The following is a 24,010-nucleotide window of genomic DNA, read 5'->3' as shown; positions in this document are numbered from 1 at the left end:
GTGAGAGGAGAGACGGACCATGACCGAATCGACGGTGGCGACCAAGGTTGTCCACAACGAGGGCAAGGACCGCTACGAAATCTGGTACGGCGACGAACTCGCCGGGTTCACCGAGTACGAGGAACGCGACGACGAGACGGTGTTCATCCACACCGAGATCGACAAGGCCTTCGGCGGCAAGGGCCTCGGCACCGTACTGGCCCGCAAGGCGGTCGAGGACGTCATCGCCCGCGGCCAGGTGATCCGGGCGGAGTGCCCGTTCATCAAGGCCTACCTCGACAAGCATTCCGAATACGACGAGCACGTTGTCGGCAAGGGCATTACTCGGTGAGCGAGCCGAGCGTTAGCGAGGTGGAGTCACGGAGCCGAGCGTTAGCGAGGTGGAGTCATGAGTGACCTGGATCCGCATCCGGCGGAGGCGCTGTGCGAACCGTCGCCGGGACCGGGTCCGGTCACCGAGTCGTATCCGGCGCGTGAGGTTCCACTCGGTGGGGTGCGCGGCGTCTTCGTCGAGCGGGTCCTGCCGCAGCGGGATCTGCCGACGGTCGGCGCCTGGTGCTTCCTCGACCATTTCGGCTCGCCCACCGTCACCAAGACCGGTGCGCCACCCGATATCGATCCGCATCCGCATATCGGTTTGCAGACGGTGACCTGGCCGTTCGAGGGCAAGATCCGGCATCGCGATTCCGTCGGCTCCGATGTCGAGATCGAACCCGGACAGCTGAACCTGATGACATCCGGACGCGGCATCGCGCATTCGGAGTACGGGGTCGCCGGCGCACCGGCCGGTCACGGATTGCAGTTGTGGGTCGCGTTGCCGAGCAGCGCCACCGGGATCGATCCACATTTCGAACAGCACCGCGAGCTGCCGGTATACGAGGACTCGGGTCTGCGCGCGATCGTCTTGCTCGGCACATTCGCGGGCGTCACGTCCCCGGCGGTCACCTACACGCCGCTGGTAGGCGCCGACGTGCACATCGATCCGGGTACCGAAGTGGTGCTGCCGGTCGACCCGGCCTTCGAATACGCGGTCCTGGTACTAGAGGGTGCAATATCGGTCGCCGGTGCGGATCTGAGCCCGGGCCCGCTGCTCTACCTCGGCACCGAACGCGACGAGCTGACCATCAGGAGCGGCCCGGGCGCGCACTTCGCGTTGATCGGTGGCGAACCGTTCGACGAGGATCTGGTCATGTGGTGGAACTTCGTCGCCCGCAGCCACGACGAGATCACCGCGGCCCGCGAGGATTGGGAGAACCGCGATGTCGAGCGGTTCGCCGATATCGCAGGGCATCCACCGCAGCAACGGATTCCGGCGCCACCACTGCCGGGTCTGCGGCTGAAACCACGCAAGCGCCGTTTCGGCGGGCACTGAACAACAGGCGACCCGGTACCGCCGTCACGACCCGGGCCGCCTGGGAAGTGCTCTCGATCAGGCTGATTCGGCCGGAAGGGCATCGAGGGCCCCGGTAGCTGTCGTTGAGGCCGTATTCCATGCCGGGTGGGGTTGTGAGGCACCACGAAACCATGCCGTACCACCACATTTGGTTTCTGCGAACGGCGCAGGACCGGTATGGTCTTCGCAACCCGAACCGGACATTTCGCCGATGGCGCCAGCACAAAGGACACGATGAGGCTCACGAGGATCACCGCGACGGCACTGCTCGCACTGGTCGCCACCGGCATCACCGCCGGGCTCGCACCGGCAGCACCCGCCCCCGACGAGCCGAAGCTCGACCTGTCCGGATCCGTGCAGCAGATCGACTACCGCGTCAACGCCGACCAGGACCGGCGCGCGGCCGTGACCACCATCGAAAACGGACGATTCGAACTGGTCGAGAACGACCGCGTAGTCACCCTCACCGACCGCACCGGCGAGGTCGTCGCCGCGTTCCCGATGGCGATCCGCCTCGGCGACAAGCAGGTCGACCTCACCCCGCTCATCGAAGCCGACGGCACCACCCTCACGCTCACGCCTGCAAAATCCGAGTCCGCACAGGCCCCGCTGCGCGACATCAATGCCGAGGAACGGTTCTTCGCCGAAGTCGAGCGCCATAAGCCCGCCATCATCACAGGCGCGGTCATCGGCGGCGCCATCGGTTTCATCCTCGGCTTGCCGCTCGGGCTGTTCGTGCTCGACTTCATCACCGTCCCCGTCGGCACCGTTGTAGGCGCCGCGATAGGCGCTTTCGCGGGTCTCGCACATTCCGGTGGACAGCCCGCTATCGATGCCGCAGTTGCATACTTGAGCCGCACCCCCTGATGCCCGGCGCCTCCCGGAGGCAATGACAGATTCGGCGTCTTCTGACCGGAATCCGGTGTCCCACCGCCGCCCGTGCACCGCGCTGAAGCCATCGTCATCGGCGGGAACACATTGTTCGCGGGACTTTCCAGCGCCGATTATGGTGCTCGTCGAATACGTGAGCAGGGAGTGGCGGCGTGCGGGTGCTGTTGTCAGCGAGCGGGACACGCGGCGATATCGAGCCGGCCTTGGGGCTCTCGCTGGCGTTGCGCGAGTTCGGGGCACAGGTGCGGGTGTGCGCGCCACCGGACTTCGCAGGGCGCTGCGCCGAACTGGCTGTACCGTTGGTGCCGATGGGGCCGCCGATTCCTGCTCTGCGCGGCGCTAGGGCCTCGCCGGCGGATCTGCTGGACTACGCGGACCGTTGGCCCGCAGCTCAATTCGACACGATCCCCGCGGCAGCCGCGGGATGCGATGCCATAATTGCGACCGGTATTACCGAGATCGCCGCCCGGTCGGCTGCTGAGGGACTGGGAATCCACTACCGGTACGCGAGCTACCAGCCGACCAGTCTGCCCTCACCGCATCATCCGCCGATGCCGCGGATGCCGGGCGATCAGCCCGCGCCGGCGGCGATCGGCAACCGACTGCAATGGGAGATCGATGCCCTGGGGTGGAATGCACAGTTCGGCGCGGCGCTGAATTCCGGCCGGGCGACGCTCGGGCTGCCACCGGTAGCCAATGTGCGCGACCATGTCGTCACCGACCGCCCGTGGTTGGCTGCGGACCCGATCCTGGGACCATGGCCCGATTCACCCGGTCTGGACGTCGTGCAGACCGGTGCCTGGATCGTTCCCGACGAACGCCCCCTTCCTGCCGAGTTGGAGTCGTTCCTGGATGCGGGTACACCCCCGGTATATATCGGTTTCGGCAGCATGCGGGTGCCCAACGGCATCGCCCAGGTCGGAATCGAAGCAGCCCGCGCGCACAACCGCCGTGTGCTCCTGTCTCGTGGCTGGGCCGAGTTGGCCCTGGTCGACGATCTCTCCGACTGCATGGCCGTCGGCGAAGTCAACCATCAGGCGCTGTTCACCCGTGTGGCCGCCGTCATGCACCACGGCGGCGCGGGCACGACAACGACCGCCGCCCGAGCCGGCGTCCCGCAAGTGGTGGTCCCCCAGATGATGGACCAGCCGTATTGGGCTCACCGAGTCACCGATCTCGGCGTCGGTACGGCGTGCGAAAGCCCCGCCCCCGACCTGGCATCGTTATCCGCAGCCCTCGACACAGCACTGAGCTCGACCACCCGAGACCGCGCGAAAGCAATAGCCGGCATGGTCCGCACCGACGGCGCAGCACTGGCAGCAAAGTTACTGACCGACGCGATCAGCTAGCGAAGCCGGCCGCCTGCCCGCTCCGGCGGCGGCACGCCCCTACCGTGCCGGCATGCCCGCACCCGGAGATGGCATCCGTTCTTCCCAACACATGCATTCGGCCCCGCTCCGAAACCGGAGCGGGGCCGAATGTTGTTGCTACCTACCGATTACCGGTAGTCGCTGAAACCGTAGTCGTCCAGCGGGACCGCGGCACCGGTGGTGGTGCCGAAGCCCTCCGGGCTGTAGTAGGTGTCGTCGTAGGACGGCACCGCGTACGCCGCGGCACGGGCCTCTTCGGTCGGCTGAACCTGGATATTGCGGTAACGGTTGATGCCGGTACCGGCGGGGATCAGCTTACCGATGATCACGTTCTCCTTGAGGCCGATGAGCTTGTCGGAGCGGCAGTTGATCGCCGCATCCGTCAGGACTCGAGTGGTCTCCTGGAACGACGCCGCCGACAGCCACGAATCGGTGGCAAGCGACGCCTTGGTGATACCCATCAGCACCGGGCGTCCGGCCGCGGGCTCGCCACCCTCGGACACGACGCGACGGTTGGCCGCCTCGAACTCGGCACGCTCGGTGAGCGAACCGGGCAGGAACTCGGTGGCACCGGAGTCGATGATCGTCACGCGACGCAGCATCTGACGCACGATGGTCTCGATGTGCTTGTCGTGGATCGACACACCCTGCGAGCGGTAGACCTCCTGGACCTCGTGGACCAGGTGGATCTGCACCTGACGGGGGCCCATCACGCGCAGCACCTCGTGCGGATCCGCCGCGCCTTCCAGCAGCTGCTGGCCGACCTCGACATGGTCACCGTCGGAGAGCAGGCGCTCGGTGCCGTCGTCGTGTTTGAACACGCGCAGACGCTGACGCTTCGAGAGCTTGTCGTAGACGACATCCTCGCCACCGTCATCGGGGATGATGGTGATCTTGTAGAAGCGGTCGTCGTCCTCGAGCCGCACGCGACCCGAGACCTCGGCGATCGGAGCCTTGCCCTTGGGCACGCGGGCCTCGAACAGCTCCTGAACACGCGGCAGACCACCGGTGATGTCATCGCCTGCGACACCACCCTGGTGGAAGGTACGCATGGTCAGCTGGGTACCGGGCTCACCGATGGACTGCGCGGCGACGATACCGACGGCCTCACCGATGTCGACCAGCTTGCCGGTCGCCATGGAGCGGCCGTAGCAGGTCGCACACACGCCGGTGCCGGTGGTGCAGGTCAGCACGGAGCGGACCTTGACCTCGGTGATACCGGCGTCGAGCAGCGCCTCGATGGCCGGGTCGCCCAGGTCGGCGCCCTTGTTCACCACGACGTTTCCGTTGGCGTCGACCGCGTCGGCGGCGAGCGTACGGGCGTAGGTGGAGGTCTCCACATGCGCGTCGCGGATGATCGACCCGTCGAGCTGCTTCTCGGCGATCGGCACCAGGATGCCGCGCTCGGTGCCACAGTCGTGCTCGCGCACGATGACGTCCTGCGACACGTCCACCAGACGACGGGTCAGGTAACCCGAGTCGGCGGTACGCAGCGCGGTGTCGGCCAGACCCTTACGGGCACCGTGGGTGTTGATGAAGTACTCGAGAACGGTCAGGCCCTCACGGAAGGAGGACTTGATCGGCCGCGGGATGAACTCACCCTTCGGGTTCGTCACCAGGCCCTTCATACCGGCGAGGGTACGAGTCTGGGTGAAGTTACCCGTGGCGCCCGAATCGACGATCGTGATGATCGGGTTGTCGGCCGGGTAGTGCGCGCGCAGCGCCTTACCGACCTCTTCGGTCGCCTCCTGCCAGATCTTGACCAGGGCGTTGTTGCGCTCCTGGTGATCGAGCGCACCACGCTGGTACTTCTTCTCGATCTGATCCGACTGCGCCTCGTAGCGCTCCATGATCTCGGCCTTCTCCGGCGGAACGAGAACGTCCGACATGGAGACGGTGACACCCGAACGCGTGGCCCAGTAGAAACCGGCGTCCTTGAGCTTGTCGACGGTCTGCGCGACCACGATCATCGGGTAGCGCTCGGCGAGATCGTTGATGATCGTCGCCTGCCGCTTCTTCGGCATCTGCTCGTTGATGAACGCGTAGTCCGCGGGCAGCAGCTCGTTGAACAGCACCCGGCCCAGCGTGGTCTGCGTGGTCCACGCATCGCCACGCCGCCAGCCGTCGGGGAACAGCTCGGCCTCGACGTCCTTTTGCGGACGCTGGTCGGTCAGGCGCACCTTGATCAGCGACCGCACGGTCAGCTCACCACGGTCGACCGCCATCTGTGCCTCGGCCGGCGAGGAGTACACGCCGTACTCCGGCGCGTCCTTGGTGGCGGCCCGGTACTCGCCCTTGGCGCCCTCGTGCAGGCGGGTCAGGTAGTACAGACCGGTCACCATGTCCAGACGCGGCATGGCCAGCGGACGACCCGAGGCCGGCGACAGGATGTTGTTCGAGGACAGCATCAGGATGCGGGCCTCGGCCTGCGCCTCCGCGCTCAGCGGCAGATGCACGGCCATCTGGTCACCGTCGAAGTCGGCGTTGAACGCCTCACAGACCAGCGGGTGCAGCTGGATGGCCTTGCCTTCCACCAGCTGCGGCTCGAAGGCCTGGATACCGAGGCGGTGCAGGGTGGGTGCACGGTTGAGCAGCACGGGGTGCTCGGCGATGACCTCTTCGAGGACATCCCACACCTGCGGCCGCTGCCGCTCCACCATCCGCTTGGCGGACTTGATGTTCTGCGCGTGGTTCAGGTCGACCAGACGCTTCATCACGAACGGCTTGAACAGCTCGAGCGCCATCAGCTTGGGCAGACCGCACTGGTGCAGCTTGAGCTGCGGGCCGACGACGATGACCGAACGGCCCGAGTAGTCGACACGCTTACCGAGCAGGTTCTGACGGAAACGACCCTGCTTGCCCTTGAGCAGATCCGACAGCGACTTGAGCGGACGGTTGCCCGGTCCGGTGACCGGACGTCCGCGACGGCCGTTGTCGAACAGCGCGTCGACCGACTCCTGCAGCATCCGCTTCTCGTTGTTGACGATGATCTCGGGCGCGCCGAGGTCGATCAGTCGCTTGAGTCGGTTGTTGCGGTTGATGACGCGGCGGTACAGGTCGTTCAGGTCGGAGGTGGCGAAACGGCCACCGTCGAGCTGGACCATCGGACGCAGCTCCGGCGGGATCACCGGAACGGCGTCGAGCACCATGCCCATGGGCGAGTTGCCGTTGGCCTGGAACGCGGCCACGACCTTGAGTCGCTTGAGCGCACGCAGCTTCTTCTGACCCTTACCGCTGCGGATGGTCTCGCGCAGGTTCTCGGCCTCGGCCGCGATGTCGAAGTTCTGCATCAGCTTCTGGATGGACTCCGCGCCCATCGCGCCGGTGAAGTACTCGCCATAGCGGTCGGTGATCTCGCGGTAGAGAACCTCGTCGACGATGAGCTGCTTGGGGGCCAGCTTGGTGAAGGTGGTCCAGATCTCGTCGAGCCGGTCCAACTCACGCTGGGCGCGGTCGCGCAGCTGCTTCATCTCACGCTCGCCGCCGTCCTTGACCTTGCGGCGGACGTCGGACTTGGCGCCTTCGGCCTCGAGCTCGGCGATATCGGCCTCGAGCTTCTGGGCGCGGGCTTCGAGATCGGCGTCACGCTGATCGGCGACGGCCTTCTTCTCGACCTCCATCTCCGCCTCGAGGGTGGACAGCTCGTTGTGACGGAGCTCCTCGTCGACGGTGGTGATGACGTAGGCGGCGAAGTAGATGATCTTTTCCAGATCCTTCGGCGCCAGGTCGAGCAGGTAGCCAAGGCGCGAGGGCACGCCCTTGAAATACCAGATGTGGGTGACCGGTGCGGCCAGCTCGATGTGGCCCATCCGCTCACGACGCACCTTGGCGCGGGTGACCTCGACGCCACAGCGCTCACAGATGATGCCCTTGAAGCGGACGCGCTTGTACTTACCGCAGTAGCACTCCCAGTCCCGGGTGGGACCGAAGATCTTCTCGCAGAACAAGCCATCCTTCTCCGGCTTGAGCGTGCGGTAGTTGATGGTCTCCGGCTTCTTCACCTCACCGTAGGACCACCGGCGGATGTCTTCGGCGGTGGCAAGGCCGATCCGGAGTTCATCGAAGAAGTTGACGTCTAGCACGTAACTTCCTTTCCCCTGTGCGGGTCGAATTCGAGCAAAAGTTCACTAGTGAGTCGAGCGCGGAGGCCGGATGCCGTCCGAAGACGACATCCGGCCGACCGCCTAGTTCGCCAAATCGTCGACGGTGGCCGCTTCGTTCCTGGACAGGTTGATGCCCAGGTTGGCCGCCGCCCGCTCCAGATCCTCGTCATCGCCGTCGCGCATCTCGATCGCGGCGCCGTCGGACGACAGCACCTCGACGTTGAGGCACAGCGACTGGAGTTCCTTGAGCAGCACCTTGAACGATTCCGGAATGCCCGGCTCCGGAATGTTCTCGCCCTTGACGATCGCCTCGTAGACCTTCACACGGCCCACCACGTCGTCGGACTTGATGGTCAGCAGTTCCTGCAGGGTGTAGGCGGCGCCGTAGGCCTGCATGGCCCAGCACTCCATCTCACCGAAGCGCTGACCACCGAACTGCGCCTTACCACCGAGCGGCTGCTGGGTGATCATCGAGTACGGGCCGGTCGAACGGGCGTGGATCTTGTCGTCGACCAGGTGGTGCAGCTTCAGGATGTACATGTAGCCGACCGCGACCGGGTACGGGAACGGCTCGCCGGAGCGGCCGTCGAACAGGGTCGCCTTGCCGTTCTCGTTGACCATGCGGTCACCGTCACGGTTGGGCAGGGTCGAGCCGAGCAGACCGGTCAGCTCCTCCTCGCGGGCACCGTCGAACACCGGGGTGGCGATGTTCGAGTCGGCCGGCGCACCCAGCATCTGCTCAGGCAGGGCCTTGGCCCAGTCCGGACGAGTGCCGTCGGTGGCCACGTCGACCTGCCAGCCCGCCTTGCCGATCCACCCGAGGTGGGTCTCCAAGATCTGGCCGATGTTCATACGACGCGGGACACCGTGGGTGTTCAGGATGATGTCGACCGGGGTGCCGTCGGGCATGAACGGCATGTCCTCGGTGGGGAGGATCTTGCCGATGACGCCCTTGTTGCCGTGGCGACCGGCGAGCTTGTCGCCGTCCTGGATCTTGCGCTTCTGCGCGACGTACACGCGCACCAGCTCGTTGACGCCGGGAGGCAGATCGTCGTCGTCGTCGCGCGAGAACACGCGGATGCCGATGACCTTGCCGGACTCACCGTGGGGCACCTTCAGCGAGGTATCGCGGACCTCGCGGGCCTTCTCGCCGAAGATGGCACGCAGCAGCCGCTCCTCCGGGGTCAGCTCGGTTTCACCCTTCGGGGTGACCTTGCCGACCAGGATGTCGCCGTCGCGAACCTCGGCACCGATGCGGACGATGCCGCGCTCGTCCAGATCGGCAAGCACCTCGTCGGAGACGTTCGGGATGTCCCGGGTGATCTCCTCGGCGCCCAGCTTGGTGTCGCGGGCGTCGATCTCGTGCTCTTCGATGTGGATGGAGGTGAGGACGTCGTCCTCCACGAGGCGCTGCGACAGGATGATCGCGTCCTCGTAGTTGTGGCCCTCCCACGGCATGACCGCGACGAGCAGGTTCTTGCCCAGCGCCATCTCACCGTTCTCGGTGCAGGGACCGTCGGCGAGGACCTGGCCGGTCTCGACCCGCTGGCCTTCGTCCACGATCGGACGCTGGTTGGCGCAGGTGCCCTGGTTGGAGCGGGCGAACTTGCGCATCCGGTAGGACTTGCGGGTGCCGTCGTCGGCCATCACGGTGACGTAGTCGGCGGAGACTTCCTCGACCACACCGGACTTCTCGTTCACCACGACGTCGCCTGCGTCGACTGCGGCGCGCAGCTCCATACCGGTGCCGACAACGGGGGCCTCGGAACGGATCAGCGGCACGGCCTGACGCTGCATGTTCGCACCCATGAGGGCACGGTTGGCGTCGTCGTGCTCGAGGAACGGGATCATGGCGGTCGCGACCGACACCATCTGGCGCGGCGAGACGTCCATGTAGGTCACCTCGGCCGGGGCGACGAACTCCATCTCCTCGTTGCCCTTGCGCGCGAGCACCTTGTCATCGAGGAAGTTGCCGTCGAGGTCGATCGGCGAGTTCGCCTGGGCGCGGACCTCGCGGTCCTCCTCGTCGGCGGTGAGGTACTTGACCTCATCGCTGACCCGGCCCTCGACCACCTTGCGGTAGGGCGTCTCGATAAAGCCGAACGGGTTGACCCGCGCGTACACCGACAGCGAACCGATCAGGCCGATGTTCGGGCCTTCCGGGGTCTCGATCGGGCACATGCGTCCGTAGTGCGAGGGGTGGACGTCACGGACTTCCAGGCCGGCACGCTCACGGGACAGACCACCGGGGCCGAGCGCGTTGAGGCGGCGCTTGTGGGTCAGGCCCGACAGCGGGTTGTTCTGGTCCATGAACTGCGACAGCTGGGAGGTTCCGAAGAACTCCTTGATCGCGGCGACGACCGGGCGGATGTTGATCAGGGTCTGCGGCGTGATGGCCTCGACGTCCTGGGTGGTCATCCGCTCACGGACCACGCGCTCCATCCGGGACAGGCCGACCCGGATCTGGTTCTGGATCAGCTCGCCGACGGTACGGATACGACGGTTACCGAAGTGGTCGATGTCGTCGACCCCGACCGGAACCTCCGCGCCGCCGGGCGCGGTCATCACGCGGTCACCGCCGTGCAGGCGCACCAGGTACTCGATGATGCTGACGATGTCTTCCTTCGTCAGCACCGAGCTGGTGACCGGCTCACCGAGGTGGATGCCGAGCTTCTTGTTGATCTTGTAGCGACCGACGCGCGCCAGGTCGTAGCGCTTCTCCTTGAAGAACAGGTTCTCCAGCAGGGTCTGCGCGGACTCCTTGGTGGGCGGCTCGCCCGGACGCAGCTTGCGGTAGATGTCCAACAGCGCCTCGTCCTGACCGGCGGTGTTGTCCTTCTCGAGGGTGGACATCATGATCTCGGAGAAGCCGAAACGCTCGACGATCTCCTCGGTGGTCAGGCCCAGTGCCTTGAGCAGCACGGTGACCGGCTGACGCCGCTTGCGGTCGATGCGGACGCCGACGGTGTCGCGCTTGTCGACGTCGAACTCCAGCCACGCGCCACGGCTCGGGATGACCCGCACGCTGTGCAGATCCTTCTCGGTGCTCTTGTCGACGGAGTGGTCGAAGTACACACCGGGCGAGCGCACCAGCTGCGAGACGACGACGCGCTCGGTGCCGTTGATGATGAACGTGCCCTTGTCGGTCATCATCGGGAAATCACCCATGAAGACCGTCTGGCTCTTGATCTCACCGGTGTTGTTGTTGATGAACTCCGCGGTGACGAACAGCGGCGCCGCGTAGGTCATGTCCTTGTCTTTGCACTCATCGATGGAGGCCTTGACCTCTTCGAAGCGTGGATCGGAGAAGGACAGAGACATCGACCCGGAGAAGTCCTCGATGGGCGAGAGCTCCTCGAGCACCTCCTCGAGCCCACCGACCAGGCCGACGTCGCCGCGGGCAGCTGCCCGCTCACGCCATTCGGGCGACCCGATCAGCCAGGCGAAAGATTCCGTTTGTAGATCGAGAAGCCCGGGGACCGCGAGCGGCTCCCTGAGCTTCGCGAAAGACACCCGCAACGGGGCCCCGGGGATTGACCCCGCAACTCCCAGCTTCGAATTGGCGCTTGTCTGGGTGGAGACTGCCAAGATGCGTCCTTCCAGCACCTCACGCGCGTCGCGTGGTGGTCCGCGACCGTCGCTTGTCTGCTACGAATTCCGCTGGTTACGACCCGAACGAAACTCGAACAGGCACCAACGGAAGTAACACCGGAAGGTGGAACTTTCGTGTGCAAAATCGAGGTGTGGACAGGAGGCAGCCAGCGCAACGTCCAAACTTACACCTACTGACACGGAGGTGTCAAAGTACCACCCGTGCGAATTTTCGCGTGGCTGGCGCGCCGTGTCCGGCCCACCCTGCTCTGACCGTGTCCGATTCCGCTGGCTGCGGGGTGAACCACGGTGAGCCGAGTGTCATGTGTGACGGATTACCGCCACGGTGACAGCTGCCGCTGCTGTGAATAGCGTGACGGGTCCAACGAGACTCGTCAAGTGGCAGCGCCGGGTCGGCAGTCGGCGAGATCGACTGCCCCGCTGTGCTTATCCGGGCGGCTCGACGGCCCGGATCAGGCGGTTGTCATCGGTCGACGATGTCTTCGGCCAGCCAGCGGCCATCCACCTTCCGCATCTGCAGTACCACCGGTCCGGCGACACTCTGCTGCGCGATGCCGTCCTTCTCGGCACTGACCACGAGGTTGACGAGGACCTCGGCCCGGTCGCCCGTCAGCAGCGTCACACCGACCGGCTCGACATGGGCTTCGGTACTGGTCCCGGCCTGTTCGATGGCCGAGATGGTGGTCGCGGCGTAGCTGTCGAGCTCCTCGCGCATCTTCCCGGTGAGCACCTGAGAAACGGCCGCTTGATAGCCGTCGATGTCCTCGACCTGATAGCCGTAGACGGTGTTCAGCGCGTGTTCGGCGGCGGCGCGCACCTCTTCAGTGGCGGCGTTGTCGACGAAGGCGGCGTTGTCGTCGGGGACTCCGGGTCGCAGGGCGGCGACGACGACGAAGGCGGCCAGCGCGAGTGCGGCGATACCGCAAGCCAGCGGGAGCGTCCACGAACCGGCTCGGCCGGAGCGGAGGCGCCTGCGCGGCAGGAAGCGGCGACGATCCCGGCCGCTCGGCGTCGGACGCGACAGCCGGGCAGCGCGCGTGGCCTTGGTGCGGGACGCGCGGGGGGCGTTCGTTCCGGTCAGCGCGGCGGGGCCGCGACTGTCCGCGCCGCGCGCTCCGCCGATGCGGGTGCCGGTGGGGCGGGCGCCGGGCGCGGCGATCCCACGGGTTCCCGTCGACGGCGTTCCGGTGCGGCGGACCGGGCGACCCGGGCGTTCGACCGGGCGGCGCGAGGAGATCTTGTTGACGGGTCGGCGTTCAGCCATCGCTGTTCCTCCTGGGCACCGGCTATCGAGTGGGGTTGTGGGACGGGTGCACGGGGGCTGGGTGTCGACGTCGAGCACACCGTGGGGCGGGTGTCACCGGGTCTCCCCAGGAGGGGGCGAGCTCTCCGGCACATCCTGGGCCGGAGCACCCGGTGCGGGAGCGTCGCCCGACTCACCCGGCGCGGGAGCAGCCCCGGAGCCGGGCGCCGGACTGTCCGGCGAGACGCCGCCCTGGCCCGGCGCCACCGGATCGGCGGGGCTGGTGCCTGCCTCGTTCAGCGGCACGGGCTGACCCAGTGACGCCACCTGCTCGGCCTTCCAGACATCGTCTTCCTTGGCCATGTCGAGGCTCCAGGTGTACCGATATCCGATCGGCCGCTCCCCGGGCTTGGCCTCGGTCACCCGCAGCACCACCAGCGCCGATGCCCGATCCCGCTCGGAGTTCAGCGAGGTCAACGCTGCGCCGAGCACATTTGATTCCATCCGCACGCCCGCCTGGGTCGCCATCGCCTCGGCCTGCTGCCGATGTTCAGTCGCCGAGGCCAGGATCGGGCCGGTCATCGACGACCGCGCGATCGCCAGCGATCCCGGCACATCGTCGAGATTCATCGAGGTCATGTTGATCGCCACCTGCTGCGCGGCATCTAATGCGGCATCGCGCGCGGCCGCCCGTGGTCCATCGGTGAAGTAGGCCGCCCGCACCCAGCCCGCGCCGAACCATGCGGCCGCGGCCAGCGCGATCACCAGCGCAGCGATGGCCGCCACGGTCAAGAGCTTCGGCGGACCGGACCGCCCGCCGCGATCAACCGACCCGCGCTCGCCGGCCACGACGGTGGTCGCGTCGACCGGATCGGCAGTCGCTTCGACCGGCCCCGACCCCGAGCGCCGACCGGAAGCAGCCGCGCCGGCGGCACCGTTTCCCGGCGCATCGGCAGCGGGTCCGGCGCCTGCCTTGCGATCGGCAGCCGGACGCGCGTCGTCTCCGGCCACTGGTGCCGCCGATTCAGAATTGGCACCGGACTCGCGTACCGCGGTCTCGGCCGAAGGCTCCTCGTCGGCCCCTGGCGACATGGCCCCGATCTCATGATCGGTGGCTTCGTGGGCGGGTTCGAGCGGGTCGAGATTCACTGCGCACCTCATGTCATTCGAATCAGCGTTTCGGCGTTACTCCCAGCAGGGTCGAGAGCTGGACGGCGATGGGGGTCAGGTTGAGCTTGTCGGGGTCGACCTTGGGATTGGCGTCCCACGGCTGGACGATGGCGGGATCGGCCAGGTCGGCGCGTTCGCCGCCGCGGACCGCGGTCGGATTGCCGAACGGCACCGCGCAGGTGGCCTCGGTATTGAAGGGGAACTCGTCGCGGGTGTCGTCGAAGTCCGGGTTCTGTGCCTTCATCTGGTCGAGAATCACCTGGGTGCCCTCGTAGCCGACGGTGCAGGCGGGCGGGTTGTTGGTCTCGAGCACCAGTCCGAAATGGCTGGTGCCGTCGCCCGGGGCGGTGGCCGAGGCGCCGATGGACAGCTGCGGCAGCATCTGCAGCAGCGGCTTGATCGCGTAGAACTGCGGGGAGATGGCCAGCAGCAGCACACGAAGATTCGTCAGATCGGTGGTGAGCGCGGCGCCGCTCTCGTTCAGCAGGGCACCGATCTGCTGACCGGCGTCGGTGCCGGTACCGATGAGTCTGCGCACGGCGGGGTCACTGGCTCGCAGCTGGGCGGCGAGCTGGTCGAGGCCGGTGCTGAACTCACGGATCTCGGCCGACTGGGCGGCCTGGGTGCCCAGCGCGACCTTGCCGTCGCGGATCAGCTGCACAGTCTGCGGCAGGGCCTCATGGAAGCTCTCGGTGAAGGTGCGCAATGAATCGAGCAGCCCGCGCAGATCGCCGCCCTTGCCGTCGAGCGCGCGGCCCAGTTCGGTGACGGTGGTACTCAGCGCCGTCAGGTCGACGGTGCTCGCGAGGGTGTCGACGCTGCCGATCAGCTCCTCCACCGGCACCGGCGTGGTCACCGTGTCGATGATCGACCCGTCGCGCAGATACGGTTCGCCGACGGTGTCTGGTTGCAGATCGACGTACTGCTCACCGATAGCCGACCGGTTGGCCACCACCGCCCGCGCCGATGACGGAATCGAGGGTGAACTCGAATCGATCACCAGTGTGATCAGTACACCGTCCTCGGTCAGGTCGAGTCCACCCACCCGGCCCACCGGCACTCCGCGATAGGTGACCTCGGCGCCGGTGTACGCACCGCCGGTGTGCTCGGCCCGCACCATCACCTCGTACTGACCGAACCCGAGCATGTGATCGAGCCGGATATAGCGGGCACCGACATAGACGACACCGAGCACCGCGACTACGACGAACGCGATCAGCTGATACCGCACCATGCGCGTCATCGCGGGCCACCCCCGTTCCCGAACTGCTCGAGCAGCGGCCCGAGCTGCGGCGGCAGTCCGGGCACACCCGGCTGCCCCGGCACCGGCACGACCGCCATCGTCGGCGGCAGGGGCAGCAGCGACACCGTCGGCCAGCCGGGTCGCGGTCCGTTGTCGTTGTAGTACGGATTGCTCGGGTCGACGTTCACGGGCGGACCGATCGGCGGGATGTACACCGGATCGGGCTTGCCGACGCCGAGGTTGCTCAGTGTCACGCCGATCTGCTGATCCACCGACAGCCAAGTATTGACCTGCCCGCCGAAGGTGCCCTCCAGCGTCGAGTCCGGGAACGGGTAGGTCGGAATCAGCGGAAGCGCGGTCACCAAGTCCGGCGCGGCGCGGCCGAGTTCCTGGAGTGTGGGCCGCAGCGCGCGCAGATCGCGGATGAGGTCGTCCTTGGCGGTATCGATGACGTCGAACCCGGCCCGCCCGACCCGGTCCAGTTGCGCGAGCAGTGCGATCAGCTGCGGCCGCTGCTCCTCCAGGATCCGGATGCCTTCGGGCAGTTCGTCGAGGATCTTGGTGAGCTGCCCGGTCTGTGCGGCGACTCGATTGCTCAGCGTCTCCAGACCGTCGAGTGCCCGGGTGATGTCGTCGACCTGGTCGTTGAGTCCACCGATAAGCGTGTTCGCCTCTTCCAGCACCGCGCGAGCCCGGTCTTCGCGGCCGCCGAGAGCCTTGTTCAACTCACTGACGATCGGCTGCAATTGCGCCACCCCGCCACCGTTGAGCAGCAGCGACAATGCTCCCAGCACCTGCTCCACCTCGGTGGCGTGCCTGGTGTTGGTCAGCGGGATCACCGCGCCGTCGGCGAGTCGTGGTCCCGACTCATCACCTTCTGGCGCGGACAGTTCGATGAACTTCTCGCCGAGCAGGTTCGACTGCCGCACCTCGGCCAGCGCGTTCGCCGGCAGGTCGACCGACGAATTCACCAGGGTGGCGACGTTCGCGGTCCAGCCGTCCTCGGCAAGGGTGATGTCCTCCACTCGCCCGACCGGCACGCCCTCGACCTTCACCGCGGACTGCGGCACCAGATCCAGCACATCGTCGAAACGGATATCGATGTGCATCGGATCCGACCCGACGTCCGCGCCACCGGGCAGCGGAATGCTGTAGATACCGTCCGACGAACACGACCCGAGCAGCAACCCCGACAGCACAACAGCCGCAGCCACCGCGATTCGGTGACGCATCATCGCTGGCCTCCCTGCGAGGGCGGCAGCCGATCCGAAGGCGTCCCCGGCACGGTCCCGGGTACGGGGGCACGCTGTTGGTTCTCACCGCTCAGGATGCCGAACGGCAGGATCAGCGTCGGTGTTCGGACGCCGGCGGTGATCTGGTCGGTGATGGTCGTGCAGTGTTCGAGCAGCGGCCGCATCTGCTTGCCGATCGCCTCGAACTTCGGATCGCCGGGCATGAGTTTGCTCAGATCGAGCATCCGGCAGATCGCACCGAACGGGTCTTGCAGATCCGGGAAGTTGGCGCGCATGTCGAGCGTGCCGGATTCGCCATTGTGGATATTGATCAGATTGCTCAAGGCCACCGGCAGCACCGGCAACGCTTCCGCCAGCGCGTCACGGTGGTCGGCCAGGGTTTGGGTGAGGGTGATCAGCGAGTCGGCATTGCCCTGGATCAACTGCCGGTTGGCGTCGATGAACCGCGCCACATCGCCGAGCGCGATGGACAGCAATTCCAGCGCATTGCCGAGGTTGTGCCGTTCACCGGCCAGGAACGACGACAGGTCCGCGAGCTGGGTGTTGAACTGACGCACCTGCTGGTCGTTGCGGGCCAGCATGGTGATGAACGATTGCAGATTCTTGACCGTGTCGAAGATGTCGCCACGCGAATCCGAGAGCGTGCGCGCCGCCGCCGATAGTGCGGTGATGCCGTCGGCGATCGCGGCGCCGTTGCCCGCCAGGTTCTGCGCCGAGGTTTGCACCAGCTCGTCGAGCGCACCGTCGGCGTTGGCTCCTTCCGGGCCGAGCGCCTCCGACAGCTCGGTGATGCTGCGGTAGAGCTGGTCCACCTCGACCGGCGTGACGGTGCGTTCGCGCGGAATCGTGGCGTTGCGCTCCATCTTCGGTCCGCCCCGGTACACGGGCGTGAGCTGAACGAACCGATCCGACACGATCGACGGGGTGATCTGAGCGGCCCGCGCGTCGGCGGGAATGTCGTAGGAACGATCGACGCTCATGACGATCTTCACCTGATCGCCCATCGGCTCGACCGAATCCACCGATCCCACCGGCACTCCGAGGATCCGCACATCCGAACCCTCGTAGATGCCGACCGAGCGATCGAAGTAGGCCGTGATCGTGGTGGTGTTCAGCCGAGTGAACATCCACCACAGCGCACCGACCGCCACCAACGCGATCACCACGATCAGCGCGATCGCGATCTTGCTGCCACGCCGCATCGCCATCAGTTGCCTCCCAGCGTGCGCACCGGCGGCCGATAGCCGGGAATCTCGGGCAGCCCCGGCGGTAGGACGTTGACGATGACCGCGTCGAACCAACGTCCGGTGCCGAGCACATTCGCGTAGACCCCGTAGAACGGCGCCGCCAGCTCCAGCGTCGCGGCGATGTTCTGCTGGTTGGCATTGAGCAGGTCGATCGCGGCCTGCAGATTCGTCAACGCCGGGCCGATCTGTTTCTCGTTATCGGCCACCAGCGCGCTCAGCTCGATCGACACCGTCTGCGCGCCGGCCAGCAACTGCGAGATGGCCTGCTGGCGGATATTGAGTTCGGCGAACAGCTGACCGCCCGAGGTGAGCAGTCGCTCGAATCCGGTATTGCGATCGGCCAGTACCTGCGTGGTCTTCTTGGTCGCCGCGAAGAGTTTGCGCAGTTCGTCGTCGCGGGTGGCCACGGTGTTCGACAGCCGCGTCACCCCATCGATGGCGCTGCGGATATGCGGCGGCGTGGCGGTGAAGGCATCGGAGAGCACCCGCATCGAGGTGGCCAGCTGAGTGGTGTCGATATCGTCGAGCGTGCGCGCGGCGTCGCTGAAGGCATCGATCACGTCGTAGGGGGACACGGTGCGCGACAACGGGATCGGCTCACTGGGATCGGCCACCCGCGACCCCTGCGGATCCAGCGCCAGATATTTCTGCCCGAGCAGCGTCTTGATCTGGATGGAGGCGGTGGTTTCGTCGCCGATCCAGGTATCCCTGGTGCGGAAGTCGACCAGCACCCGGTCACCGTCGAGCCGCACGCCCGACACCGAGCCGACCTTCACCCCGGCCACCCGCACCTCGTTACCGCGTTTGAGGCCGGCGGCTTCGGAGAATTCGGCCGTGTAGGAGATGCCCGCACCGATGATCGGCAGCCGATCCAGGAAGAACGCCGACATCGTCACCAGCAGCACCATCACCAGGCCGAGCACGCCGATGAAGGCGGGGCTGCGTTTGCCGAGCAATACCCGGTCGTCCATCAGCGGCCCCCTTCCCCGTGACAGCGCGGGGCGGCATTGGTGTAGAGCGGCTGATTGATCGTCGGCATGCCTGCGGGAAGGTTCAGCTGGGGCGCGTCGGGGATACCCGGCCCGGCGACGATGTCGATGCCGCACAGATAGAACTGGAACCAGGAACCGTAACTGCCGACACGGCCGAGTTTTTCCATCTTGATGGGCAGATTCACCAGCGCCTGGTCGACCTCGTCGCTGCGTTCGTCGATCACGCCGGTCAGCTGACTCAACCCGGCAATGGTGCCCTGCAACGACGGCCGAGTCGGCACCAACAGCTCGGAGGTGGCGGTGGCGACGTCACCGAGTGAGGTGACCGCGCGGCCGATGGTGTCGCGTTGCGCGGCAAGGCCGTCGACGAGGGCAGCGGTATTGACGATGAGCTGGTCGAATTGATCCTCGCGCGCGTTGATCGTGTCGAGTACCTCGGTCAGATCCCGCACCAGCTCCCCGATGACCGCGTCTTTGTCGGCGATCTTGTTGGTGAGGTTCGCGGTGCTGGCGACCAGATCGGCGACGGTGCCCTGTTCACCCTGGAAGACCTGGATGATCTCGTAGGACAGCTTGTTGACGTCCTCGGGCTGCAACGTCCGGAACAACGGACGGAACCCGTCGAACAGCGTGGTCAGATTCAAGGCGGGCCGGGTGCGCTCCAGCGGGATCGTGGCACCCTCGTTGAGCTTGCGGCCCTGCTCACCTGGGCCGCGCTCCAACTCGATATAGCGTTGCCCCACCAGATTGCGGAAGCGGATGGTCGCGGTGACCGACGCGGGCAGCCATTCGCGGTCGGTGAGTTCGAACTTCACCTCGGCCAGGCGCCGGTCCACGATCTCGATGCCGGTGACCTTGCCGACGCGCACACCGGCGATGCGAATCTCATCGCCCGGATTGAGCGAGGTGACATCGGTGAAGCGGGCCTTGAACAGCGTCCCGCCGCCGGTGTAGTTGGCGATCGACAGCCCGAGAAAGGTCGTCGCGAGCAGGGTCACCACCACGAAGATCACCAGTTTGGTGAGCGGGCCACCCAGGCCGCGCAGCCGCGCCTTCATCGCACACTCACCTCGCTGCCGCGGAAGGCCGGCGCGGCGATCCTGGTAATCCAGCCCGGCACCTGATCCGGCGAAACCCCCTGCGCGGCACCGTAGATCGCACCCAACGCGTGCCGTTCACCCGGCGAGCCCGCGAGGGTCGGGGTATTGCCCGCGGGGAAAACCCCGAACTGCGGCGCCTGCATCGCACCGATCTGCTGATCACCCGGATTGCGGCTCGGCACCTGATAGGAGCCGTCGTTGTTCGGCCCGCCCGGATACTGCCCGGCATCCACACCCACCGGGAACTCCGCGAAACACGCGGGACCGCGGGTGTCGAGCCAGCGCGGCTCGTCTTGATTGGGCAGATAACGGCCGCGGGTATTGACCAGCTCGATCGTCACCCTGGAACCGGGCCGATCGGTGCCCATCCCGAAAAGCTGATCGATGCGCGGGCGCATCTTCGCGAAATTGGCCATCGTGCAGACATAGGTCGGCGAATAGGTGGCCAGCAGTTCCAGCGCCGGACGGGCGTCGGCAGCGATATCGATGATGTTGTCGTGGTTGGCGATCAGGAAATCGGCGGTCGACGCCGACGTTGGCATCAGCGTCGCGAGCAGGACATCGATATCGGTGCGGCGCTGCACGATGGTCGCGTTGGTGGTGCGCAGGTTGTCCAGGGCATCGATCAGCTGCGGCGCGGCGTCGGCGTAGGTGACCGCGGTCTCGGCCAGACTGCGCAGCCCCTCGCGCAGTTCGGGCAGCACCGCGTTGACGTCGGTCAAAATGACGTCGAGCCGATCGAGGGTCGCGCCGAGCCCCTCCCCCTGCCCGGACAGCGCCTGCGACAGCGCACCGAGCGTGGCCGCCAGATCCTGCGGCGGAATCGCTTGCAACAGCGGCAGCAGATCGTCGAGCAGTTGGCTCACCTCGATCGCATTACCGCTGGCGTCCTGATGCAACGTCACCCCAGAGGTCAGATGCTCCGGGCTCGGATCCTGCGGGATGATCAGATCCACATAGCGTTCACCGAACAGCGTCTTCGGCAACAACCTGGCGGTGGTGTTGACCGGGATCTGCTCTGCGCGATCAGGATCGATGGCCAGCTCGAGGGTGACCTCACCGCCTTCGGCACGGCTCGAGCGCACCTCGCCGACATTGACTCCGCGTGCCTTGACGTCGGCGTTGCGGGTCAGCGAATTGCCCACGCTGTCGGTGATCAGGTGCACGTCCACGGTACGCACGAACTGCTTGTTGTAGATGGCCACCGTCGTCCACAGGAACAGCGCCACCAACACGAAGAACGCGATACCGAGCAGCCTGTTCCTGGCCTTCGCCGTCGACCGCCACCACTGCACCCGGCTGCTCATCCCGCCACCCGCACAGTCGTCGTGGTGCCCCAGATCGCCAGGCTGAGGAAGAAATCCAGCACATTGACCAGCACGATCGCCGCGCGGACCGCCCGCCCCACCGCGACGCCGACGCCCGCCGGTCCTCCGGTGGCGTGGAAGCCGTAATAGCAGTGCACCATGATGATCACGAAGGCGAACACCAGCACTTTGAGGAACGAATACAGCACGTCCTCTGGTGGCAGAAACAGCCCGAAATAGTGGTCATAGGACCCGCTGGACTGGCCGTTGAACCAGATACTGATCATCCGCGAAGCCAGAAACGTCCCCAGCAGCCCGACGATATAGAGCGGAATGACGGCGAGGAATCCCGCGATCACCCTGGTCGTCACCAGGAACGGCACCCCGGGCACCGCCATCACTTCCAGCGCGTCGATCTCCTCGGAAATACGCATGGCTCCCAATTGGGCGGTGAAACCACAGCCCACCGTCGCCGACAGGGCCAGCGCCGCCACCAGCGGCGCGATCTCCCTGGTGTTGATATAGGCGGTGAGAAAGCCGGTCAGGACCGAACTTCCGAGCGAATCGAGCGCCTTGAAGCCCTGTAGTCCGACCACCACGCCGACCGAACCGGACATGAACACGATGACGCCGATGGTTCCGCCGATCACCGCGAGCGCACCACTGCCGAAGGTCACCTCGGCCAGCAGCCGCATGACCTCCTTGCGGTAATGCACCGCGGTGCGCGGAATCCAGGCGATCGCACGGGAGTAGAACGACATCTGCTCGCCCGCACGGTCGATGACATTCAGCGGCGCGCGTGCGATATCCCCGGCCCGGCGGGCCGTTTTGGCAAGGGCTGGATTCCGGTAGCGGACAGCCACCGCCTCAGGAGCCCTTTGCGGGAACAATCTGCAGATAGATCAAGGTCAGGACCAGGTTCACGAAGAAAAGCACCAGGAACGTGATCACCACTGATTGGTTCACCGCGTCGCCGACTCCTTTCGGCCCCCCACTCGGATGCAGCCCCTTGTACGCGGCGATCACGCCCGCGATCAGCCCGAAAATAGCGGCCTTGATCTCACCGATCCACAAATCGGGCAGCTGCGCCAGCGCCGAGAACGACGCGAGATAGGCGCCCGGTGTACCGCCCTGCAACAAGACGTTGAAGAAATAGCCACCGGCAATGCCGACCACGGATACAAGACCGTTGAGCAACAACGCGACCAGCATCATGCCGAGCACGCGCGGCACGACCAGCCTCTGCACCGGATCGATGCCGAGCACCTCCAGCGCGTCGATCTCCTCGCGGATGGTGCGCGCACCGAGGTCGGCGGCTACCGCCGAACCGGCCGCACCCGCGATGATCAACGCCGTCACCACCGGCGCCGCCTGCTGCACGGTCGCGAGCACGCTGGTGGCGCCGGTGAACGATTCGGCGCCGAGCTGTTTGATCAGCGACCCGGTTTGCAGCGCGACAACCGCGCCGAACGGAATGGCCACCAGCGCGCTCGGCAGAATCGAGACGCTGGCAATGAACCAGGACTGCTCGATGAACTCACGCCATTGAAATGGCCGGCGAAAAACCTTGCGTGCCACGTCGAGAAACAACGCGAAGATCTTCCCGGCCTGAGCGAACCCGGACTCGACGGGAGTCCGTAAACGCGCGAGCGTTGGGTTCACGCTCGCAAATGTTACCTGCGTTACACCTACGGGCGGCTGTGCATGACCGCCGTGTCGCCGGGTTTATCGGCATCGGACGCCGAAAATGCGAATACCGCGCCGGAATCCGGCGCGGTATCCGAGTGGATCGATTTACATGTTCGGCATCTGGTGGTGCGGCACCGTGGCGTCGTAGGGGCCACCCTGCGCGAGCTGCGCGGTGTCGTAGGACATCACCTGGGTGTCGTCGTTCTCGTCCAGCGACTGCTGGATCGCGACCTGCGCGGCATGCGGCAGGGTGTGCATGATCTCGCGCACCCGCTGCTTACGGCGGTGCACCGCCTGGCGGACCGGCATACCGGGGGTGGCCTTCATCTGCGGGATGATGCCTTCGATCTCCTCGGCGCCACCGTGGTGGTGACCGGCGTCGACCATGGCCTGCTCGCGGGCCATCTGCGCCTCGTCCTTTTCCTCGGACATACCGATCGGGCCGATCATGCGGCCGTTGAGGAACTGCTTGACCACCGGCTCGTCGGAGGTGAGCAGCACCTCACGCGGGCCGAACATGACCAGATTGCGCCGGAACAGCATGCCGATGTTGTCGGGCACGGTGCGGGCCAGGTTGATGTTGTGGGTCACAATGAGGATCGTGGCGTCGATCTGCGAGTTGATGTCGATGAGCAGCTGGCTCAGGTAGGTGGTGCGGACCGGATCCAGACCCGAGTCCGGCTCGTCGACGAGGATGATCTGCGGGTCGAGCACCAGGGCGCGGGCCAGGCCGGCACGTTTGCGCATACCACCGGAGATTTCGCCGGGGAGCTTGTGCTCGGCACCGAGAAGGCCGGTCATCTCCAGCTTCTCCATGACGATCTTCTTGATCTCCGACTCCGACTTCTTCGTGTGCTCGCGCAACGGGAAGGCGACGTTGTCGTAGAGATGCATGGAGCCGAACAGCGCACCGTCCTGGAACAGGACGCCGAACAGCTTGCGGATCTCGTAGAGATCCTTGTTGGAGCAGGTGGTGATATCGGTGCCGTCGATGTAGATCGAGCCGCGCTCGGGGCGCAGCAGACCGATCAGCGACTTCAGAAAGACGGACTTACCGGTACCGGAGGGGCCGAGTAGCGCACTGACCTCCCCGGACGGCAGGGTGATCGAAACGTCCTGCCAAATCCGCTGGGAACCAAAGGACTTGGTAATGCCTTCGGTCCTGACCTCGACGCCCACGCCAACCTCCACATTTCTCAGCGAGCCCCCCACCGGCGAACCGCGTTTGCTCGACATCGCGGTGTGTCACGTCACAGTGGGTGCGGTCACTCTATCGCATGGGCATGTTGTCGCACACCCCAACCTGACCGAAGAGTAACCACCGAACGGGCCCATTATTCCTGTGACCCTGATTCGGCGTGGAAAAAAACGAACGGGCGGCCCCCGAAAAGGGACCG

17 protein-coding genes are annotated in these 24,010 nt (G+C 66.0%); 4 read left to right on the top strand and 13 right to left on the bottom strand.

The annotated features are described in order from the left end of the window. Positions 1–19: 19 nt before the first annotated feature. From ACFXNW_RS26620 to ACFXNW_RS26605, 4 genes are all read left to right on the top strand, one after another. A complete protein-coding gene (locus ACFXNW_RS26620; RefSeq protein WP_379420520.1) occupies positions 20–331 on the top strand; it encodes a GNAT family N-acetyltransferase in 312 nt (103 codons plus the stop codon). Between the two features lie 57 nt (positions 332–388). After that, positions 389–1,372: a pirin family protein gene (locus tag ACFXNW_RS26615; protein ID WP_379420519.1), complete on the top strand. Its 984-nt coding sequence runs from the start codon at positions 389–391 to the stop codon at positions 1,370–1,372. 255 nt (positions 1,373–1,627) lie between these two features. Beyond that, positions 1,628–2,260: a hypothetical protein gene (locus tag ACFXNW_RS26610; RefSeq protein WP_379420518.1), complete on the top strand. Its 633-nt coding sequence runs from the start codon at positions 1,628–1,630 to the stop codon at positions 2,258–2,260. Positions 2,261–2,436: 176 nt separating this feature from the next. Beyond that, entirely contained in the window at positions 2,437–3,633 is a 1,197-nt protein-coding gene (locus ACFXNW_RS26605; RefSeq protein WP_379420517.1) for a glycosyltransferase, read from the top strand. Positions 3,634–3,782: 149 nt separating this feature from the next. Here the strand turns inward: ACFXNW_RS26605 and ACFXNW_RS26600 are convergent, their stop codons facing one another. The 13 genes from ACFXNW_RS26600 to ACFXNW_RS26540 all read right to left on the bottom strand — a co-directional run bounded on the left by ACFXNW_RS26600 (position 3,783) and on the right by ACFXNW_RS26540 (position 23,849). Continuing rightward, on the bottom strand, positions 3,783–7,736 hold the full coding sequence (locus ACFXNW_RS26600) for a DNA-directed RNA polymerase subunit beta' (protein ID WP_379420516.1): 3,954 nt from the start codon (positions 7,734–7,736) through the stop codon (positions 3,783–3,785). 102 nt (positions 7,737–7,838) lie between these two features. Next, on the bottom strand, positions 7,839–11,363 hold the full coding sequence (locus ACFXNW_RS26595) for a DNA-directed RNA polymerase subunit beta (RefSeq protein ID WP_379420515.1): 3,525 nt from the start codon (positions 11,361–11,363) through the stop codon (positions 7,839–7,841). A gap of 469 nt (positions 11,364–11,832) precedes the next feature. After that, positions 11,833–12,633 carry a hypothetical protein gene (locus tag ACFXNW_RS26590; RefSeq protein ID WP_379420514.1) on the bottom strand — a complete coding sequence of 267 codons (801 nt, stop codon included), beginning with the start codon at positions 12,631–12,633 and terminating at the stop codon, positions 11,833–11,835. A gap of 93 nt (positions 12,634–12,726) precedes the next feature. After that, on the bottom strand, positions 12,727–13,761 hold the full coding sequence (locus ACFXNW_RS26585; RefSeq protein ID WP_379420513.1) for a hypothetical protein: 1,035 nt from the start codon (positions 13,759–13,761) through the stop codon (positions 12,727–12,729). A 22-nt stretch (positions 13,762–13,783) separates the two neighbouring features. Next, positions 13,784–15,025, bottom strand: coding sequence for an MCE family protein (locus ACFXNW_RS26580; protein WP_379420512.1), 1,242 nt, complete (start codon positions 15,023–15,025; stop codon positions 13,784–13,786). Next, the gene (locus tag ACFXNW_RS26575; protein ID WP_379420613.1) at positions 15,022–16,257 is read right to left on the bottom strand and encodes an MCE family protein; all 1,236 of its coding nucleotides are present in this window, start codon (positions 16,255–16,257) and stop codon (positions 15,022–15,024) included. Before ACFXNW_RS26575 ends, ACFXNW_RS26580 begins: the two co-directional genes overlap by 4 nt. Further along, entirely contained in the window at positions 16,257–17,486 is a 1,230-nt protein-coding gene (locus ACFXNW_RS26570; RefSeq protein WP_379420511.1) for an MCE family protein, read from the bottom strand. Before ACFXNW_RS26570 ends, ACFXNW_RS26575 begins: the two co-directional genes overlap by 1 nt. Further along, entirely contained in the window at positions 17,486–18,496 is a 1,011-nt protein-coding gene (locus tag ACFXNW_RS26565; protein WP_379420510.1) for an MCE family protein, read from the bottom strand. The genes ACFXNW_RS26570 and ACFXNW_RS26565 overlap by 1 nt, the downstream gene beginning before the upstream one ends. After that, positions 18,496–19,575, bottom strand: a complete 1,080-nt coding sequence (locus ACFXNW_RS26560; RefSeq protein ID WP_379420509.1) for an MCE family protein — start codon at positions 19,573–19,575, stop codon at positions 18,496–18,498. Before ACFXNW_RS26560 ends, ACFXNW_RS26565 begins: the two co-directional genes overlap by 1 nt. Then, positions 19,572–20,924, bottom strand: coding sequence for an MCE family protein (locus ACFXNW_RS26555; protein ID WP_379420508.1), 1,353 nt, complete (start codon positions 20,922–20,924; stop codon positions 19,572–19,574). The genes ACFXNW_RS26560 and ACFXNW_RS26555 overlap by 4 nt, the downstream gene beginning before the upstream one ends. Beyond that, positions 20,921–21,685 (bottom strand): ABC transporter permease, encoded by a 765-nt coding sequence (locus ACFXNW_RS26550; RefSeq protein ID WP_373365079.1) that lies wholly within the window; start codon positions 21,683–21,685, stop codon positions 20,921–20,923. Before ACFXNW_RS26550 ends, ACFXNW_RS26555 begins: the two co-directional genes overlap by 4 nt. A gap of 106 nt (positions 21,686–21,791) precedes the next feature. Then, complete coding sequence (locus tag ACFXNW_RS26545; protein ID WP_379420507.1) at positions 21,792–22,586, bottom strand: MlaE family ABC transporter permease; 795 nt, start codon at positions 22,584–22,586, stop codon at positions 21,792–21,794. A 132-nt stretch (positions 22,587–22,718) separates the two neighbouring features. Then, positions 22,719–23,849 (bottom strand): ABC transporter ATP-binding protein, encoded by a 1,131-nt coding sequence (locus ACFXNW_RS26540; protein ID WP_379420506.1) that lies wholly within the window; start codon positions 23,847–23,849, stop codon positions 22,719–22,721. Positions 23,850–24,010 lie beyond the last annotated feature (161 nt).

This window comes from Nocardia sp. NPDC059180 (assembly GCF_042754945.1).
GTDB lineage: Bacteria > Actinomycetota > Actinomycetes > Mycobacteriales > Mycobacteriaceae > Nocardia.
Note: the sequence above shows the minus strand (reverse complement) of the source record. Positions and strands in the feature narration are given on the sequence as shown.

Coding starts and splice junctions, on each gene's coding strand:
- ACFXNW_RS26620 (WP_379420520.1), top strand. CDS start 20: ATGACCGAATCGACGGTGGCGACCAAGGTTGTCCACAACGAGGGCAAG.
- ACFXNW_RS26615 (WP_379420519.1), top strand. CDS start 389: ATGAGTGACCTGGATCCGCATCCGGCGGAGGCGCTGTGCGAACCGTCG.
- ACFXNW_RS26610 (WP_379420518.1), top strand. CDS start 1,628: ATGAGGCTCACGAGGATCACCGCGACGGCACTGCTCGCACTGGTCGCC.
- ACFXNW_RS26590 (WP_379420514.1), bottom strand. CDS start 12,633: ATGGCTGAACGCCGACCCGTCAACAAGATCTCCTCGCGCCGCCCGGTC.
- ACFXNW_RS26580 (WP_379420512.1), bottom strand. CDS start 15,025: ATGACGCGCATGGTGCGGTATCAGCTGATCGCGTTCGTCGTAGTCGCG.
- ACFXNW_RS26575 (WP_379420613.1), bottom strand. CDS start 16,257: ATGCGTCACCGAATCGCGGTGGCTGCGGCTGTTGTGCTGTCGGGGTTG.
- ACFXNW_RS26570 (WP_379420511.1), bottom strand. CDS start 17,486: ATGGCGATGCGGCGTGGCAGCAAGATCGCGATCGCGCTGATCGTGGTG.
- ACFXNW_RS26565 (WP_379420510.1), bottom strand. CDS start 18,496: ATGGACGACCGGGTATTGCTCGGCAAACGCAGCCCCGCCTTCATCGGC.
- ACFXNW_RS26560 (WP_379420509.1), bottom strand. CDS start 19,575: ATGAAGGCGCGGCTGCGCGGCCTGGGTGGCCCGCTCACCAAACTGGTG.
- ACFXNW_RS26555 (WP_379420508.1), bottom strand. CDS start 20,924: ATGAGCAGCCGGGTGCAGTGGTGGCGGTCGACGGCGAAGGCCAGGAAC.
- ACFXNW_RS26550 (WP_373365079.1), bottom strand. CDS start 21,685: ATGTCGTTCTACTCCCGTGCGATCGCCTGGATTCCGCGCACCGCGGTG.
- ACFXNW_RS26540 (WP_379420506.1), bottom strand. CDS start 23,849: ATGTCGAGCAAACGCGGTTCGCCGGTGGGGGGCTCGCTGAGAAATGTG.